The sequence below is a fragment of the Chryseobacterium sp. W4I1 genome (assembly GCF_030816115.1).
Classification (GTDB): Bacteria; Bacteroidota; Bacteroidia; order Flavobacteriales; family Weeksellaceae; genus Chryseobacterium.
The window spans coordinates 577,984-595,605 of record NZ_JAUSXQ010000001.1; the positions used below are offsets into that span (position 1 = coordinate 577,984).

The following is a 17,622-nucleotide window of genomic DNA, read 5'->3' on the forward strand; positions in this document are numbered from 1 at the left end:
GTGAGTAATAATGGTTCAAATTATAACTATTCGTAATCAATTCATTTTAAGTAAAGTCTCTCTCTTATCTCTACTAAAATCTTGGTTGTTTTTTCCAGATCAGGAAAATCAGGAAGATTGGAAGTTGTATGATAAAGTTCAATTGATTCTATCAAATCTTCTGCTTTCTTCATGATCGCTTCATAAGACTGGTTTCCAGCTTTAATATCCAGTAATTCTTCGCGATTATCTACCCGGATCTGCATCGATCCCGTTTTGAAGATATGTTCACACGACTGCAGCAGCCGGATAGTATGCATCATATTTTTGCTGTCATAGTTTTGCCCGTGTTGCTGGTTGACATTATAGCGGTCTTCGTTGCGCTCCGAAACCCATTTCCAGTACTCCCGGTAATCTTTACAGTACGTAGAGTAGGCATCCAGATTACAAAACAGATATGCCACAGAATCTTCACCTTTGGGAATAGAGGAAACGGAAACCTGGTTGGCTTCTGCATCCTGCATAATTCCTTTATAGCGTAAGATCCCGGATTCATCGTAAAAAAGAGCATACATTCCTTTTGTATTATCAATGCTAGCCAATCCGCAATGCTCCTGAATCTTTCCGGTTTCTGAAAGCCATTTTCTGAGTGGAACAGAACCTTGATGATGGAGAATATAACAGAAATCAAGAATCGATTTTCTTTCCTTTTCTACAGGATTAAGAATCTTTTTGTTAAGTCCTTTTGCTTTTTTAATCTGTGAAACAGCGTAGCCTGCAAACTTATCTTTACATAGTTTGGAAAGAAAATCTTCAGCTTTCAAAAGATCCATCAACGGATGTTTCTGAAGAATACAATCTTCCGGACTGGCCAGCACTTCCAGAATATTCGGGTTATTTTTCTGTAATAATTCTACAAATCTCCCGATTTCATAATACGTAATATCATTCGTCTCATTGGAAATCTGCGGAATATAATTCAGACCAAAAAAATCTTCTTTTGGTAGATAATATACGCCACGGATATCTGTATCAGAGCTTTCAGTGGCCAGCCCAAAAGAGCGGCTTCCGGAGATGGCTTCGAAGAGGATGAGGTTTTGGGTTTTTAGATCTTCAATCGTCATGATTACAAGTTTATATTTTTCATGCAGCTAATTTTGCATGTAACGTTACAATTTATAAAGATATTTATTTTAATATTTCCCTAAAAACCCTCTCCATCTCACCTTTATCCGTTTTTCCTCCCACCAAACTCTTAGCTTTTTCCTCATTATCCTTAACCATACTTTCCAGAAACCCAAACAATTCCCAATCATTCTCATGATAATAAGATTCCCCTTTAGTAGCTTTTAAAGCAACAAGATTTTCTATTTTGGTTCTGGTAACATCATCAACTAAAACCAGCAATTCACTGAACAAAACAGGTGGAACTGTTCCTTTTTCTATGATCCATTTTCCGGTCAGTGCAGTTCTTAAACAATAAAAATAGCTTTTCAGTTTCACTTTATCACTTCTGCAGGCTTCCAGATACTTTTTGCTCATGCTCAGATAGTGATAAGAAACCGCTATCGGAGAAAAACAGGCATCCGCCAAAGGTTTAAAAAGTTCATAAAACTTTTCATTTTTTACATAAACGATAGGGGAGTAAAACCAGCTCAGTAAAGCAGCATTGGACTTCAGTAAAAGATGAAATGTTTTCCGAAGATCCCATCCGGAACCGTCCAGGTCATCTTCAGTCATGAATTCTATGGTTTCATCTTTGTCCCAGGGAGAAAGATACCAGTCTTTTTCATGCCGGTAAATAAAGCAGATATCGTAATCGCTGTCGGGTGAGGCAAATCCCCAAGCTCTGCTTCCGGATTCTACGGCAAGAAGTATTTCTATATTCCTTTTTGCCTCTATTTCTTTTAATTTTTCTAGTATTTTAGGTGTCATTACTTTTAATTTATAATGCAAAATAAAAGATGATCTGCGCAACCTTTTTACGTAATGTATTTGAGTGGGAGAGTTTAAGAGTTTTAGGGTTGTAGAATATTAATATTTAGATCTTGCTTGATCAATTGTACTGAATTTTGACATAGGAAAATGGAGCGTTAAGAAAATTAAAGTTTAATCCGTTAAAAAATTCCCACTGTTCGAAGCGCGAGGTGATTTAGAGTTGAAAAACAAATTTTGAATTCGCGCAAGTTTTGGGAATTTTAGGATTAAATTTTAATTTTTAGTGGAAGTTTCCAAGTCTTGATTTTTTCTTTCTTTTGTATCAAGACAAAAGGAAATCTTTTAAATATCAAATTTTTAGGATTTGAGGAATATAGTATTTGAGTTTAGTTAATTAATCGCGGCTGAATTTCGACATAGGAAAAAATGGAGCGTTAATAAAATAGTCCATATGAACGTTAAGAAAATTCTACCGTTTGAAGTGCGAGACGAATTTCGACTCGAAGGACAACGATAGATCTCGCACAAGTTTTAGAATTTTTAGAGTATAGGCTATTTTAGCGGAAGTTTCCAGGTCTTGACTTTTTGTTTCTTTTGTGTTAAGACAAAAGAAATTATTTAATTAGGTTTTTGAAGGGCAAATTTATTTTTAGCCCAATTCTTAGTGTTTGATGATTGCAGATTGTTGACTATTTTGGAACCTATTTGCTTAACAAGCACTGAATTTCGACATAGGAAAATGGAGCGTTAATAAAATAGTCCATATGAACGTTAAGAAAATTCTACTGTTTGAAGTGCGAGACGAATTTCGACTCGAAGAACAACGATAGATCTCGCGCAAGTTTTAGAATTTTTAGAGAGTATGGGCTATTTTTAGCGAAAGTTTCCAAGTCTTGACTTTTTGTTTCTTTTGTGTTAAGACAAAAGAAATTATTTAAATTAGGTTTTTGAAGGAGAAATTTATTTTTAGCCCAATTCTTAGTGTTTGATGATTGCAGATTGTTGATTATTTTGGAACCTATTTGCTTAACAAGCACGGAATTTCGACATAGGAAAAATGGAGCGTTAATAAAATAGTCCATATGAACGTTAAGAAAATTCTACTGTTTGAAGCGCGAGACGAATTTCGACTCGAAGAACAACGATAGATCTCGCGCAAGTTTTAGAATTTTTAGAGAGTATAGGCTATTTTTAGCGGAAGTTTCCAAGTCTTGACTTTTTGTTTCTTTTGTGTTAAGACAAAAGAAATTATTTTAAATTAGGTTTTTGAAGGAAATTTTATTTTTAGCCCAATTCTCAATTCTCAATCTTATTTCTTTTCCATCAAGGCAAAAGGAAATTATTTTAAAATCATTAATATTGCACCGCCCTTATTTAACATAATAATGAGATGCTTATTCTTAAAATATATACTACCTCAATGTTAGCACACGACTTACAACACAAGATTGATTTCAAAACAAAACCTTTAGGTGCATTGGGTTCTCTGGAACAACTGGCTCGCAAAATCGGAATGCTTCAGCAGACTGCCTCACCTCAATTAATCAATCCTCATATGGTGGTATTTGCTGCTGACCACGGAATTGCGAGGGCTGGAGTGAGTGCCTATCCGCAGGAAGTGACCTATCAGATGGTGATGAATTTTTTAGGTGGCGGTGCGGCGATCAATGTATTTTGCAGACAGAGTGGGATGAAAATTAAGATTGTGGATGCCGGGGTTAATTTTGATTTTCCACCACATCTTGCGCTTATTGATAAAAAAGTAAGGAAATCAAGCCGGAATATACTCGAAGAAGCCGCCATGACGGCAGAAGAATATCAGCAGGCGTTAGAAAACGGAAAGGCTGTGGTGGAAGACATTGCGGCAACCGGATGCAATGTAATAGGTTTTGGTGAGATGGGAATAGGAAATACTTCCGCTTCATCGCTGATGATGAGCAGACTGTTCAAGATACCTGTGGCAGATTGTGTAGGACGTGGAACAGGACTCAATGATATACAATTACAGCAGAAGATCGGCATATTAATTCAGGCGGCTGAAAAACATGCACAAATTGCTAGTCCGGATGAAATTGCACAAACTTTTGGCGGATTAGAAATTGCTCAGATGATTGGCGCGATGGAGGAGGCTTATCTTCAAAAAATGTTGATTTTAGTGGATGGATTTATTGCAACGGCAGCAATTGCGGTTGCATGGAAGAAAAATCCCGAGATCCTCAACAGTTGTGTTTTCTGTCATGTAAGCGATGAAACTGCGCACTTAAAAATGTTGGATACAATGGGACAGAAAGCATTGCTGAATCTTGGTCTTCGCGTAGGGGAAGGAACAGGCTGTGCACTGGCCTATCCGATTATCCAGAGTGCCGTTAATTTCTTGAACGAAATGTCGAGTTTCGAAGATGCCAATATCTCAAATAAAGATTAAATGAAAGCGCTAAAAAATGAACTGGTTTATTTTGCGACTGCTTTAATGTTTTTTACTAGAATACCGGTCCCGTTTAAGATTCCATATTCCAGTGACATTATGAACCGGTCGCAGAAGTATTTTTCATGGGTTGGACTGGTGGTTGGACTTATTAATGCGGTAATCCTATACCTTTCTTTTCAGCTATTTGGATTGGAAATAGCCATAGTATTGATGATGGCTTCCAGTGTTTTACTCACCGGAGCATTTCATGAAGACGGTTTTACCGATGTCTGTGACAGTTTTGGAGGCGGATACGGAAAAGAAAAGATCCTTACGATCATGAAAGATAGTAGGGTAGGTGCTTACGGAGCAATAGGAATTGTATTGCTGCTGGCGTTGAAATTTTTCAGTATTCAGGTGTTGGGGCATATAAACTTACTGGAAACCTTATGGGTAATTGTTCTCGCTCATTCATCCAGCCGCTTTATTTCAGGAACTATGATCTATACCCATCAATATGTTACGGATATTGACGCGAGCAAATCAAAACCGCTGGCCAATAAACCATTGGACGGAACATCTTTGATGATAGGATTTTTAAGCGTCATCATACCAATGATTATCATCCAAGACTGGAGACTGATTCCGGTGTTTGGGTTCGCTTATATAGGCAAAATCTATCTGGGCTGGTATTTTAAAAAACACATTGGCGGGTACACCGGAGACTGTCTGGGAACCGTACAGCAAGTGTGTGAAGTACTGTTTTATTTAGGAACAATTATCGTATGGAAATTCATCTGATCCGCCATACTGCTGTAGAAAATCCCAATCATTTGTGTTATGGGTTTGCGGAAGTGTCTTTAAGGAAGGATTATAAAGAGGATTTTAAATTAATCCCAGTGGATAAAGATGTTGATCTTATCATTTCCAGTCCGTCACAGCGCTGTCAGTTATTGGCAAAGCATTTTCAACAGGATTTTACAACCGATGAACGGATTAAAGAAATGAATTTCGGAGACTGGGAACTGAAAAAATGGACTGATATTCCAGAAGAAGAAATCAACCCCTGGTATAAGGATTTTATCAGGGTAAAGGCAACCAACGGAGAAAACTTGTTAGAAATGCAAAGCCGCGTTTCTGAATTTTGGAATGAATTGATTTCTAAAGAAAATACCAACAAAGTTTTAATAGTCACTCATGCCGGAGTGATTCGATTAATCCTACAATCTATTTTACAGTTTCCTTTGGAAAATATGTTTAACATTCAGATTGATTACGGGCAGAAAACGGTTATTGAAGTGAAGAATGGTTTGATCTCGGTTAAAGGTGTAAATATTAGTTGAATATCTCTCGCAGATTGAGCAAATTAAGCAGATTGAAAATACAATGATCTGCAAAATCCGCTTCATCAGTGAGAGGAAATACCAAATATTTTGTTTGAAATTTCTCGCAGATTAAGCAAATTAAGCAGATTGAATAGCACAATGATCTGCAAAATCCGCTTCATCAGTGAGAGAAGAAACAACAAATGTTTAGTTTGAAATTTCTCGCAGATTGAGCAAATTAAGCAGATTGAAAATACAATGATCTGCAAAATCCGCTTCATCAGTGAGAGAAAATACAAAAGAAAGAATCCCATGAAGCTAGCTTAATAAGAATCAATGAAATTGATTAAAATCTTTGCTCTTAATAGTAAGCAGAAGAAAATAAATCTTTGCGTTAAAAACAAAAGCTGCCATTCCGAGATTTTACTCAAAAATGACAGCTAAAATATTATTTGAAAATCTTAGTAAAACTATCTTTTTCCAAAGTTTCCAACGAGAAATCAAAATCTGCATCTTCTCTTTCTGAGGTGATCACTGCTCCCAATTCTGTCACAAGATGATTAAAAGAAATCGGTTCGTACCATTGCTGATATAGCGCATTGGTTGCCATGGTAGAAACCTCAGAAGTTCCCGAAACATGCGCATTTCCCGCTCCAAAATTCAAGATAATAAAACATTGCTTTCCATCTTTCGGAAGCAACATTCCTAAAATCGTCTGCTTCTGAACAGAATTACACTTAGCTTCAGCAAAGAGATTGTTAGCATTCATCATATAATCGTAGGAAATATCATCTCCTTTTCCGATGACGATTTTATAGCCACAATTGGCATCTCCGGAGAACACGCTGTTCATCACAAGCGTTGGAGTACTTAAATATTTGTTGGCGTAAAGATATTCTACCGCACCTTTAGGGGCAGAAGTCATATCTCCCGAATACATCAATTGTCCGTTATCCTGATTATACGCGGCATTCCAACCGATTTTTCCTGCGATATTCAATCCGGAAAGGTCGAGGTCATAAGCTCCCCAGGCATTTTCCCAATAAATTCCGATAGCCAGCCTTTCTCCATAGAATCTCGTTCCGGTCGGAATATTTCCAATTAACATTTTCTCAGAAGTAGGTAAACAGAATTCTACATCGGTAGGGAAATAGAATTTTTTTCCGGAAAGATTATATTTTGACTGTAAAAAGGTTAAGATAAAATCATAATTTAATTCATTCACAGAAGTAGAAGTCCCTTTCTTAGTCCAGGATTTTCCGTTTCTGATCCTGTACACAAAAGTATCCTGACCATACATTCTTGAATAACAAGCCGACAAAGCTTTAAACAAAGCAAAAGGAGTAGCATTTTCCAGCCAATGTAAATCACTGTTTTCCAGTAATGTATTCGTGGCGTTATTTAATGGATTTGAAATTAACGGCTGATGATAGACCTTAGATAACTTTGAAATTTTATTAATCGTTTTTGGCGCTCTTTTTTTATAGGCTAAAAATAAAGGCTTAAACCGGTTAAAAATCTCTGCCATTTTTTCCAATCCGAATCTTTCAAACAAATACGTCGGATCAAATCTGCTTTCTTTAATTAAACCAATCAATTCATCGTTTTTAATTAAAAGCGTGGTAGCCGTGGTTTTATAAATCACATACCGGAAAAATTCAACCGGGTTTTCAGGGTAGATATCATATAAATCTGCAATTTTTATAATGGCTTCCTTATTTCTGATATTTTCTTTTCCTGTAAAATCATATTCCAGTTCAGTATGCAAAATATAAAGCAGATCATTAATAGTTTCCTCCTTCAAAGCGATACCTGATTTCAAAAGAGAAAGGCATTTTTCCTGCATTTCCGCTTGAGTATACGCTTTAATCACTTTAAAAGTTAACTTAGAATCCGGAACATTCAACACTTCATTAGGAATATAAATCTCATTCTGAAAATCACTTCCATACGTTGAAAGATAGTGGTTGATTTGTTCCATTAACAATTCAATTCTTGAACTTTCTTTGATTTTCTGCCATGATTTATGAAAGGTTTTGTTGAGGTCATTTCCATTCAGTTTCTCCTTTGCATAATAAGAAATAATTTCTTTTTTTGCCCAAAGTGCATCAGACTCAATGATAAAACCATCATTTGAAATAAATGGCTTTTCATTAGATTTTCTGGCTAATACAGCATTGAATAATTGTAGTGTTTTCATTGTTTTAATTTTAAAAAATAAGTGAGGAGTAATTCTTTTAAATGAAGTGTATAGGAACTCCTTTTACCTATGGTTTATAAAAGGCGGGGAGTAATGTCCTATTATAGGAACTCCCTTTGCCCTGTAATTTGTAAAAAAGCGGAAAGTAAAATATGGGAAATCAATAGGAACTTTCTTTGCCTTATTTTTTTAACCAATGAAAATAATTAATCGTAAATATACTTATTTTCTTTTGAGGAGTAGGCAGGGCTCGAACCTGCGACCCACAACTGGAATTCATAGGAACTTTATGTGCCGGCAGCGAAAAGTACTCTTGTTGCTCTACCATCTGAGCTACTACTCCTACCTTTATGAAAAGTTTTCATAACCTTACAGATTTTATACCTGTAAGGCTGGTTATTAGTTTTTTTTGATAACCTATAAGGTTTAAATATTAAGTTAGCATTTATACTTTTCTATATTTCTTCTTTTTCTTCCAAGGTGCATTCTTCTGAACATCACCCGCCATAATACATCCGTAAGGCATCACTTCATCCAGAACTTCACAAAGTCCGTATTCTTCAATTTGAGCTCTTACGTTTTTGGCGCTTTTATAAGCCGTCGGAAGTTCAGAAATATCAATCTCATTAGAGAAGAAACGGATATCCAATCCTTTGGTTTCTTCTTCAAAAACTTCTTCAATGATTTTATGAGCCAATGATTTTTTATGCTGAGTTCTGCTGAAATTTCTTCCTGCTCCATGCGGTGCAAACCCTAAATTTCTCTCATTGGTTTTTCCCTGAACGATCAAAACGGGTTCTGCCATATTCAAGGGGATCAATCTTGGTCCCGTGATATCCGGCATGAATTTATCATCCAGCGGAGTCGCTCCTTTTGCATGGTAAAACAAGTCACCATCTTTGAAGACGAAATTATGTTCGTTCCAATACCTGTTTTCTTTTTCGATTTCCATTTTGTTTAAAACGGCATCGTGAATAGAAGTATGGTTTTCTTTAGTCCATTGTCTTATCAGCTGTAATGCTTCCCAATAGGATTTTCCTTCTTCTGTTTCATAAGGAATCCAGGCGTTTTCTTTCAACGTTTCAGGGGAAATATCCTGTCTGAATCTATTAGCTACTTTCATTCCTTTATCATACAAAGCGGCTCCCGGAGCTCTCGATCCGTGATGCGTTACCAGCATTGTATTTCCTGTGTTTTTAGAAATTCCTACAAACAGGAAGTGGTTTCCATCGCCTTGAGTTCCCATATGTGAACGTGAAATACTGATTAATTTTTCATCATTCAGGAAATCATTTTCTCTGAAGGCCTCCATCAATTCCTGAGACATCTCCATTTGCTCTCCTCTTGGTCTTCCTCCGTATCCGAAATGCGTGACAGAATGCGCTGCATCCAAAACTTCTTTAGGATCAGCTTTTCCAAAATCCGTAAGCATCACGGAACAACAGATATCTGCACTATGGAATCCCGGATGAATCGCATTTCTGGCCACCACCACTCCGCCAACAGGAATCTGACCTTCCGGACCTGTAGGACAGGCATCGGGCATAATTGCACCATTAACTAAAGTTGGAGTTTTCATCAAAACGTTCATGGTATTGATTACTTTTTCCACGTTATCATTTTCACTTTCGTGTTCAGCTCTGATATTGATGATGAAATCTTTTGGATGTTCATGCAGCGGAATCGGATCCGGTTGTCTGAATTGTTCCAGATATTCCTTGATTTGAGTCTCGTCTAATTGATTTTCGTTGATATGCGCAATCGCTTCTTTAAACCATTTTGCTGATCTATATCCTAATTCTATAATATGGTTTCCATTAAATTCCATGTGTTCTCTCATTTTGTTGATGCAAAGTAATAACACAAGTGTGCAATGTTTTTGCGTAGATAAAAATATTTTAATTATTTTTGATAAAATTTTTAAAATGCTAACAGAACAATTAAAAACTTCTCCCGGGACGATTCAATTCAAAGAAGTAATTGCGTATATCGATGAGAATTACGATTTTACCCCAACAAAATTTACCAACGGAAATACGGTCAATGAAGCAGATCAGAATAATGGTTCGTGTAAAGTATTTAGTTTTGCAAAGCTGAATCATTTGTCCAAAGAAGAAGTATTGAGCCTTTTCGGAGATTTTTACAGAGAGGATGTATTGAAAAACCCTGAAGGAACGGGATCATCAGAATATCAGAAACTTCATGACGTTCGGTTGGGATGGAATTTCTTTTGAAGGAGATGCTTTAACGAAGAAGTAATTGTTCATTTTATTTCAATCTGTCAGGCAAACCGAAGGTGAAGCAATCTCATTTATAATAATCAGATTGCTTCGTCGCTTTGTTTCTCCTAAATGACGCAAAAAACACAAAATAAAACACCATGTCATCCAACAAAAACGCTCTTATCCGCTACAAAACCTTAGATAAATGCCTTAAAAATAAATATAAGCAATATACTTTAGAAGATTTAATTGATGAATGTTCTGAAGCTTTGTTTGAATTTGAAGGAAAAGAATCATTTGTCAGCAAGCGTACTGTACAATTGGATCTGCAGAATATGCGCAGTGAAAAATTTGGGTATGAGGCTCCTATTGAGGTGTATGAAAGAAAATATTACCGATACAGTGATCCGGAATACAGTATTCATAATATTTCGGTGAATGAAAGTGATCTGAAAGCCATGAATAATGCGGTACAGATCCTCAAGCAGTTCAAGGATTTTTCGATGTTTAAAGAGATGAACGGCGTCATCCAGAAACTGGAAGATTCTATTCATGCGACCAACCAGAAATCCATTATTCATCTGGATAAAAATGAGCAGTTGAAAGGGTTGGAGCATATCGATGTGCTTTATGAAGGAATTCTGAATAAAAAAGTACTGAAAGTTCTCTATAAAAGCTTTAAAGCAAAAGAACCGGACCATTATATCGTTCATCCTCAGCTGCTGAAAGAATTTAATAACCGATGGTTTCTCATCTGTCTTCATAAAGGGAAAATGTATAATCTGGCTTTAGATAGGATGGAAAGTATTGAAACTATAGACAATATCCAGTATATTGATCAGAATCTTGATGGCGATGAGTATTTCAAAGATATTGTAGGCGTTACCGTTTCGCAAACCATGATGCCTAAAAAGGTAGTTTTTTTCGTTGACTCCTCGAATGCACCCTATGTAAAAACTAAACCCCTGCATAAAAGCCAGGAAATCATCAGTGAAACAGAAAAAGGAACCCTGTTTAAAATCTGTGTACAGATCAACTATGAGCTGGAAAGATTGCTGCTGGGATTCGGAGATTCTCTCATTGTTCATAAGCCAAGAAAACTGAGGCTGAAAATGGAAGAAAAATTTAATACAGGAAGTAATAATTACAAAAATTTAATTATTCCCGAAGAAGAATAATACACCGACAATCGCGTTGTAAAGGCTTCTGTAGGCTTATTGTATTTTTATGGCTTGGAAATTGTATTAGCTTAACCATTAAAAAAATTACACTATGAAGTCACGTATATTAAAAACATTAGTAGCCATTTTAGCCCCTTTAGTAATCGATTATGTTGTGAAAAAGGTTGCTGAAAAATTATCTGAAAAGTCTGAAAAGCAAGACGATAAAAAGCAAATTACTGCTTAAAAGCAAAGTAGTTTAATTTAAGATGATGAAGAGGCGGCCGAAAGGCCGCCTCTTCTATTGTAAGACCGTAATATTCTGTTAAGTCCTTTCAGTTATATAAAATCATACACTCCGTTTTTCCAGCCCAATACTTTAGAAGAATCTGCTTTAAGCCAGTTTTTAAGAATGGTAGCATATACTTTTCTGAAATCTTCGGTGTAAATTAGATCTCCTTCATTTAAATTCTGAAGATCGGGAAGACTGTTCAATAATCCCTTTTTCTTTAATCCGCCACTGATGAAAAACATCTGATTGGCCGTTCCATGATCGGTTCCATTGCTGGCATTTTGAGCTACCCTGCGTCCGAATTCTGAAAATGTCATCAGAAGAATATTGTCGAATAATCCATTACTTTTCATATCTGCCACAAAAGATTTCACAGCTTCATTAATGTCGCTGAAAAGTTTTTGCTGTCTGTCATTTTGATTGACGTGGGTATCAAAACTGCCGATGGAAAGGTAATATACCTGCGTGTTGATATCAGATTTTATCAAAGAAGATACTGTTTTGAAATCTTTTCCCAGCTGTGAATTCGGATAGGTCTGATCAGTTTTTTTTGCTTTGCTTTTCTCAAAAATATACCCTGCATTATTAATGGTAGAGCCCAAAGTTTGATAGAGGTAAGAAACCGTTTCATCATCGTGATGATGGTCATAAAGCGACTTGAAATATTTCTCCTGACTGGTTTGATACAGTCTTTTAGGATCTTTAAAAGCAAAAGCTTTATTATTTTGTCCTTTCAAAGCTAAACTCAGCATATCATCTACTTCAAGAGCCTGAGTCGGATGTTCACATCGGTAGCATTCTTCATCCAGGAATCTCCCAAGCCATCCTGTTTCGAGATATTCATCGCTTTTACTTGCGGATTGCCAGATATCCATACTTCTGAAATGGGATTTGTCGGGATTGGGATAGCCCACATTATTCAGAACAGAAAGTTCTCCATTGTCAAATAACTCTTTGAAATAGGAGAGTGCCGGATTAATTCCTGCTTCATCATTTAAAACTAAAGAATTTTTTACTGCAATATTATTCCTCTCCCTGAAATAAATATCATTTTTTGTCGGTATAATAGTGTTTAGCCCATCATTTCCGCCTGTGAACTGAAGGACAACCAGAATCTTTTGCCCGGGTTCCAGGGCATCGTCCAAAGTCATTGATTTAAGGAAGCTGGGCATCATGAGCGAAGTCGCCGCCAATGAACTTATTTTTAGGAATTCTCTTCTTTTAATTAACATACTGCAAATTTTTTAATAAAACCATTACATCAGTTGATATTCAGGCGTTGACATGAGATTAATGATGTTCATTTTAACGCTGTTATCCGAGAAATTTTTTACGGAATCTAAATCCAGTGTCTTTGTATTCTGGATAATATACTCTGCACAGTTTTTACCGGCAAATATTTTTTCAACCCGCGCCCAGTCGATGGTGATGTTCGGATTTTTAAAGCTCTTGTTAACGGCGGTTTCACGGGATTTGTTTCCCATATCAATATCATCATCCTGACGCGGACTGTATTCCAGCGGTCTCAATCCAGACCATATCTGCGGAATTTGAAGCCGGACCATCAGGGTAGAACTGTCGATCCATGACTTCCCGTTCGGCCACCCGGAAACATTAGGAGGGTAGAGGAGCATCTGTCCCAGTAATTTCTGGTACACGATGAGGTTTTCAGGATTTTGAATAGTCATGGGCAACGTTCTCATCATTCCTGCCATCAATTCAATAGGCGATTTTATCCTGTTTCCAATGTTTTTTTTGTCATAAAACCATGGGCTTGAAAATATATCAGTCATTAGTTTTTTAATGTCATAATTGGAGTGATAAAAGTTCTCGCTTAATGCATTGATGATGTTCTGATCAATATTTTCATTCACAAAAAACTTATAGATTTTAGTGGTAATGAATCGTGCGGTGGCTTTTTGTTCGAGAATGATCTCTAAAGCATCTGTCCCGGTGAAATTTCCGGTTTTTCCAAGAAAGGTTTTCACGCCTTCATCATGCAGATTTTTTCGCTCCTTAAAATTCCCTTCCTTATCATATCCCCATCCGGTGAAGGCACGGGCGCCTTCGCGAATGTCTTTTTCAGTGTAGTTTCCCCTTCCCATAGTAAATAATTCCATGACTTCACGGGCAAAATTTTCATTAGGATGGTCTTTTTTATTTTGTTGATTATTGAGGAAATTCAGCATAGCAGGAGCCTGGCTTACTTCAAAAAGCAGATCTTTGAAATTTCCCAGTGCATTCTTCCTGATTGTATTTAAAATCTGTTTGCTGAATCTTGGATTAACCACTCTGGATGCAAAATGACCGTGCCAGAAAAAAGCCATCTTTTCCCGCATCTGTTCTTTGCTGTTGACAATTTGGTTAAGAAAGTTAAGATTAATTTCGTTATTCTGCTCCCTGTTGATCTTCTGGATTTCTTTTTTCTTTTCTGCAGGCGTTTTATCATTCATATAATCGATGATTTCCACATCCGGAGTATCATAGTTGATTTCCACAAACGGTTCTTCTTTAAATAATTCATTTAATAAGGTCTTTGTGTTTTTATTTTTCAGGTCTTCCATTTCATTGATTCCTGCTCCGAAACCAGCACGCCAAAGAAGATGTTTGTTATGTAAAAGTGAATCCGCCATATTGAGAGATTTTATTTTTTGATGCAATAACAAGAAAGAAGTTAAAATGATAACGGTTAAGAATCATTAATCGTATTATTTTTAAGATTTAACTTAAACAATCATTTAATTTTAGTATAAATTAACATATTGATAATCATGGTTTTGTGATAGGTTTGAATGTTAAAGTCAGATAAATAGCCTCCCTTGGCACGATTTTTACAGTTTACTGCAGTAGTAAAATTTAAAATTAGAGTTATGAAAATGTTAAAACAAACAATACTACTGGCTGGAATCTTAACAGCAGGTATCGCAAGTGCGCAGAGCTCAAGCATGAACAATATGATCAAAGTTGGCGCAAATGTTGGTTTAGCAGTTCCCGCAGATAATCTTTCTGCAGCAGCAGGTGTAGATGTATCTTACCAGAACCTTATCACTCCTGGATTTGGATTAGGTATTGCAACAGGATATACTCATTATTTTGGGAAAAGTAACAATGGTTATGATAACAATGATGTAGGGGTAATTCCTGTAGGGGCTTTAATCAGAATCTATCCGAAGCAAACTGGTTTCTATTTCGGAACAGACTTAGGATACGGTTTCCTTGTAGGTGATGAGAAAGTGGCTTCCAACAGTTCTGCAGACAGACCAGACGGAGGTTTCTACATCAAGCCGGAGATCGGATACCACAACAGAGACTGGAATTTCTTCGTACAATACCAGAAAGTTTTTGTAGGAGATAAAGGCGATATTGCCGGACAGAACTATAATGTGGGGAATATCGGAGTAGGATTCGGGTACAATATCCCATTAGGAAAGTAGTTAGATTTAATATAAACAATTATTAGCCAAACCTTTTTATGAAAATGAAAAGGTTTTTTTCTTCCCTGCAGGAATTACGAAAACTATTATTATATTTGATAAAATTTGAGGTTATGATATTGAATCCAAAATTTCCACTTTATTTACCGGGAGTAGAAAACTCGAACAATGATAATGTTTCTATCATTGGGGCAAGTCTCCGTGAAGATATAACCATCTTAGGCCATTTTGTGTCCGTTAACGGAGGCCTTGAGATAAAGGTTCAGAATGAGTACAGTACCAAAGACTACGCATCATTTTCTGATATCCTGAAAAAATTCATTCAGGACAATCAGTTAGAGAATGTAAAACGTCTGGCTATGGCGGTACCGGGACCTGTAATTGATGGTAAAAGCAGCCCCGCAAGATTGGGCTGGAACCTGAATATTGAAGAGTACACCAGAGATTTCGGATTTGAAAAAGGAGATATGCTGAACGACCTTGAAGCTTCCGCTTACGGAATGGGGCTTCTTGAAGACAGCGATCTGGATCCGATCTACACCAGCGGACATCTTGAAAAAGGAAATGTAGCCATCCTTGCTCCAGGAAACGGACTCGGAGAAGCCGGATATTTCTTTGACGGACAATTCCTGAGACCTTTCGCTACCGAAGGAGGACATTCAGAATTCTCACCGAGAACGAATGTTGAAGTTGAATTTTACCAGTTCTTAAATAATATCTATGGTATTGTAAGCTGGGAAAATGTACTTTCCAAAACGGGTCTTTTTAATATCTACAGATTCTTAAGAGATGTAAAAAGACATCCTGAACCGGAGTGGCTTGCAGAACGTCTTGCCGGACCAGATTTTGTACAGGAGCTATATAAAGCTGCAGTAGAAGAAGAGGTAATGATCTGTAAGATTGCCTTAGATACCTTCCTGGAATTCCTTGCCAGAGAAGCGAACAACCTTGTGCTGAAGCTTAAAGCGACCGGAGGATTGTTGATTGCAGGAGATATCCCGCAGGCGATCAGGGAATACATTGACAAAGGAAAATTCTATGAGAAATTCAAGATCAGTGATAAAATGGAGGAAATGTTGAAAAACACACCGCTCTATTTGATCAAGCAGAATCATACGGCACTCAAAGGTGCCGCACTGTATACCGCCTACTACCAAAATTAAAATACAAACTCCGAAGCTTTTTCGGAGTTTTTTTATGGGATGATATTATTCATAAAAATAATTAATTTTATTGATATACATCAATGAAATCTATCGGATTAGTTGGCTACATTTGCAGCATTAAACAAGTATATAACTTTATTCAAATGAAAAAAATATTCTTATTGGCAGTTTTAGCCAGTGGTCTTGTATTCGGACAATCTAAAAAAGTAGTAGCATCTGATGTACATTGGTGGGGATACAAAGTAGCAAAATCTGAAGCAAGTTCTCACGATGGTACTGTAAAAGTAAAGTCAGGAGACATGATCATGAAAGGAAATAGTCTTATAGGAGGAAGCTTTGTATTGGATATGACTTCTATCAGCTCAACTGACCTTTCAGGAGAATATCAGCAGAAACTGAACGGACACCTTAAGAACGGTGATTTCTTTGAAGTTGAAAAATTCCCTACTGCTTCTTTCAAAATCACTTCTGTAAAGAAAAATAATGATAAGATTTATAACTCATTGGTAACGGGAAATCTTACTGTTAAAGGAAAAACAAACCCTGTTACTTTCCCTGCAAAAATTGCTTACAGCAAAGGAGTGGTAAGTTTGGTTTCTGATAAATTCGCTTTTGACAGACAGAAATTTGACGTTGCTTACAAGTCTACCATGCAGGATGTTTTTGTGAAAGATGACATTGAAATGCTTGTAAAGGTAACTGCTAAATAATTTAATCAAAAAAAGATTATTAAAAGTGTAGAAGTTCTACACTTTTTTTTATTTTTGTTGAATTGTAAATAAAAAAGAATGAAAAGATTACTATTGTTTGCTATGATGTGTGTGAGCATATCATTTGTTTCTGCACAGAAGAAGTTTGATAAGGTTTCAAAAGTAACTTCATCGGAGATCAGGTGGTGGGGATATAAAGTTGTAAAAACTGAAGCCTCTTCACATTCAGGAACAGTAAAGCTGAAAAGCGGAAAATTCAATTTTGACAAAACGGTTCTTGTAGACGGAGAATTTATCATCGATATGAGGAGCATGATGGCTGGAGATGTTTCTGAAGAAGATCAGATCAAGCTTACCAATGAACTGAAAAGCACCAATTTCTTTGAAGTTAAAAAGTTCCCGATTGCAAAATTCCACTTGACCAAAATTATTCCTTTAGCAAACAGTGAGTACAATTCTACAATATATGGTGATATTACCATCAAAGGCGTAAGAAAAACCATCTCTTTCCCGGCGAATGCCTATGTAACCCAGTTTACAGTAGTGATAGAGTCTGCTAAATTCTCACTGAACAGAAGAGACTTCAAAGTATTCTACCAGTCTTCACTGAAAGATTATTTCATCAAGGACGAAATGGATTTCCAGTTTAAAGTTTCTACAGAAAAACTGGATAATGAAAACAGAGTTCCTGTGAAGAAAAAGAAATAGGTAAAATATACAATCAATATGATAATGGGCGGTTTATATGAACTGCCCATTTTTTATGTTTTCATTTGAAATAAAGTGCAT

15 protein-coding genes, 1 tRNA gene and 1 pseudogene are annotated in these 17,622 nt (G+C 36.5%); 10 read left to right on the top strand and 7 right to left on the bottom strand.

The window, feature by feature from the left end:
- Window positions 1-41: 41 nt before the first annotated feature.
- A complete protein-coding gene (locus QF044_RS02785) occupies window positions 42-1,103 on the bottom strand; it encodes a DNA polymerase beta superfamily protein (protein ID WP_307263386.1) in 1,062 nt (353 codons plus the stop codon).
- Between the two features lie 64 nt (window positions 1,104-1,167).
- A complete protein-coding gene (locus QF044_RS02790) occupies window positions 1,168-1,914 on the bottom strand; it encodes a nucleotidyltransferase domain-containing protein (protein WP_307263389.1) in 747 nt (248 codons plus the stop codon).
- A gap of 1,423 nt (window positions 1,915-3,337) precedes the next feature.
- Between QF044_RS02790 and cobT the strand changes: the two genes are divergently transcribed.
- The 3 genes from cobT to cobC are packed head-to-tail and all read left to right on the top strand — an operon-like array spanning window position 3,338 to window position 5,667.
- Entirely contained in the window at window positions 3,338-4,342 is a 1,005-nt protein-coding gene (gene cobT, locus QF044_RS02795; protein WP_307263391.1) for a nicotinate-nucleotide--dimethylbenzimidazole phosphoribosyltransferase, read from the top strand.
- A complete protein-coding gene (locus tag QF044_RS02800) occupies window positions 4,343-5,125 on the top strand; it encodes an adenosylcobinamide-GDP ribazoletransferase (RefSeq protein WP_307263393.1) in 783 nt (260 codons plus the stop codon).
- Window positions 5,110-5,667, top strand: coding sequence for an alpha-ribazole phosphatase family protein (gene cobC, locus QF044_RS02805; protein WP_307263396.1), 558 nt, complete (start codon window positions 5,110-5,112; stop codon window positions 5,665-5,667). Before QF044_RS02800 ends, cobC begins: the two co-directional genes overlap by 16 nt.
- A gap of 430 nt (window positions 5,668-6,097) precedes the next feature.
- Here cobC and QF044_RS02810 read toward each other — a convergent pair whose 3' ends face one another.
- The 3 genes from QF044_RS02810 to QF044_RS02820 form a co-directional block, all read right to left on the bottom strand.
- A complete protein-coding gene (locus QF044_RS02810) occupies window positions 6,098-7,849 on the bottom strand; it encodes a hypothetical protein (protein WP_307263398.1) in 1,752 nt (583 codons plus the stop codon).
- A gap of 235 nt (window positions 7,850-8,084) precedes the next feature.
- Window positions 8,085-8,192, bottom strand: a tRNA-OTHER gene (locus QF044_RS02815).
- 102 nt (window positions 8,193-8,294) lie between these two features.
- Window positions 8,295-9,677 carry an RtcB family protein gene (locus QF044_RS02820; protein ID WP_307263401.1) on the bottom strand — a complete coding sequence of 461 codons (1,383 nt, stop codon included), beginning with the start codon at window positions 9,675-9,677 and terminating at the stop codon, window positions 8,295-8,297.
- 97 nt (window positions 9,678-9,774) lie between these two features.
- On the opposite strand from QF044_RS02820, the pseudogene QF044_RS02825 reads away from it, so the two are divergent.
- The 3 genes and pseudogenes from QF044_RS02825 to QF044_RS02835 all read left to right on the top strand — a co-directional run bounded on the left by QF044_RS02825 (window position 9,775) and on the right by QF044_RS02835 (window position 11,478).
- Window positions 9,775-10,108 (top strand): annotated as a pseudogene (locus tag QF044_RS02825) (HopJ type III effector protein).
- A 121-nt stretch (window positions 10,109-10,229) separates the two neighbouring features.
- Window positions 10,230-11,249 (top strand): YafY family protein, encoded by a 1,020-nt coding sequence (locus tag QF044_RS02830; protein ID WP_307263402.1) that lies wholly within the window; start codon window positions 10,230-10,232, stop codon window positions 11,247-11,249.
- Window positions 11,250-11,343: 94 nt separating this feature from the next.
- A complete protein-coding gene (locus tag QF044_RS02835) occupies window positions 11,344-11,478 on the top strand; it encodes a hypothetical protein (protein WP_262483661.1) in 135 nt (44 codons plus the stop codon).
- A 92-nt stretch (window positions 11,479-11,570) separates the two neighbouring features.
- Here QF044_RS02835 and QF044_RS02840 read toward each other — a convergent pair whose 3' ends face one another.
- Window positions 11,571-12,755 carry a DUF1501 domain-containing protein gene (locus QF044_RS02840; protein WP_307263407.1) on the bottom strand — a complete coding sequence of 395 codons (1,185 nt, stop codon included), beginning with the start codon at window positions 12,753-12,755 and terminating at the stop codon, window positions 11,571-11,573.
- Window positions 12,756-12,779: 24 nt separating this feature from the next.
- Entirely contained in the window at window positions 12,780-14,156 is a 1,377-nt protein-coding gene (locus tag QF044_RS02845; RefSeq protein ID WP_307263409.1) for a DUF1800 family protein, read from the bottom strand.
- A gap of 237 nt (window positions 14,157-14,393) precedes the next feature.
- Here QF044_RS02845 and QF044_RS02850 point away from each other — a divergent pair, with 237 nt between their 5' ends.
- From QF044_RS02850 to QF044_RS02865, 4 genes are all read left to right on the top strand, one after another.
- Window positions 14,394-14,957: a hypothetical protein gene (locus QF044_RS02850; protein ID WP_307263411.1), complete on the top strand. Its 564-nt coding sequence runs from the start codon at window positions 14,394-14,396 to the stop codon at window positions 14,955-14,957.
- A gap of 113 nt (window positions 14,958-15,070) precedes the next feature.
- Complete coding sequence (locus QF044_RS02855) at window positions 15,071-16,120, top strand: glucokinase (RefSeq protein WP_307263414.1); 1,050 nt, start codon at window positions 15,071-15,073, stop codon at window positions 16,118-16,120.
- 146 nt (window positions 16,121-16,266) lie between these two features.
- Entirely contained in the window at window positions 16,267-16,833 is a 567-nt protein-coding gene (locus QF044_RS02860; protein WP_307263416.1) for a YceI family protein, read from the top strand.
- A 78-nt stretch (window positions 16,834-16,911) separates the two neighbouring features.
- Window positions 16,912-17,541 carry a YceI family protein gene (locus QF044_RS02865; protein WP_307263418.1) on the top strand — a complete coding sequence of 210 codons (630 nt, stop codon included), beginning with the start codon at window positions 16,912-16,914 and terminating at the stop codon, window positions 17,539-17,541.
- Window positions 17,542-17,622: the final 81 nt, after the last annotated feature.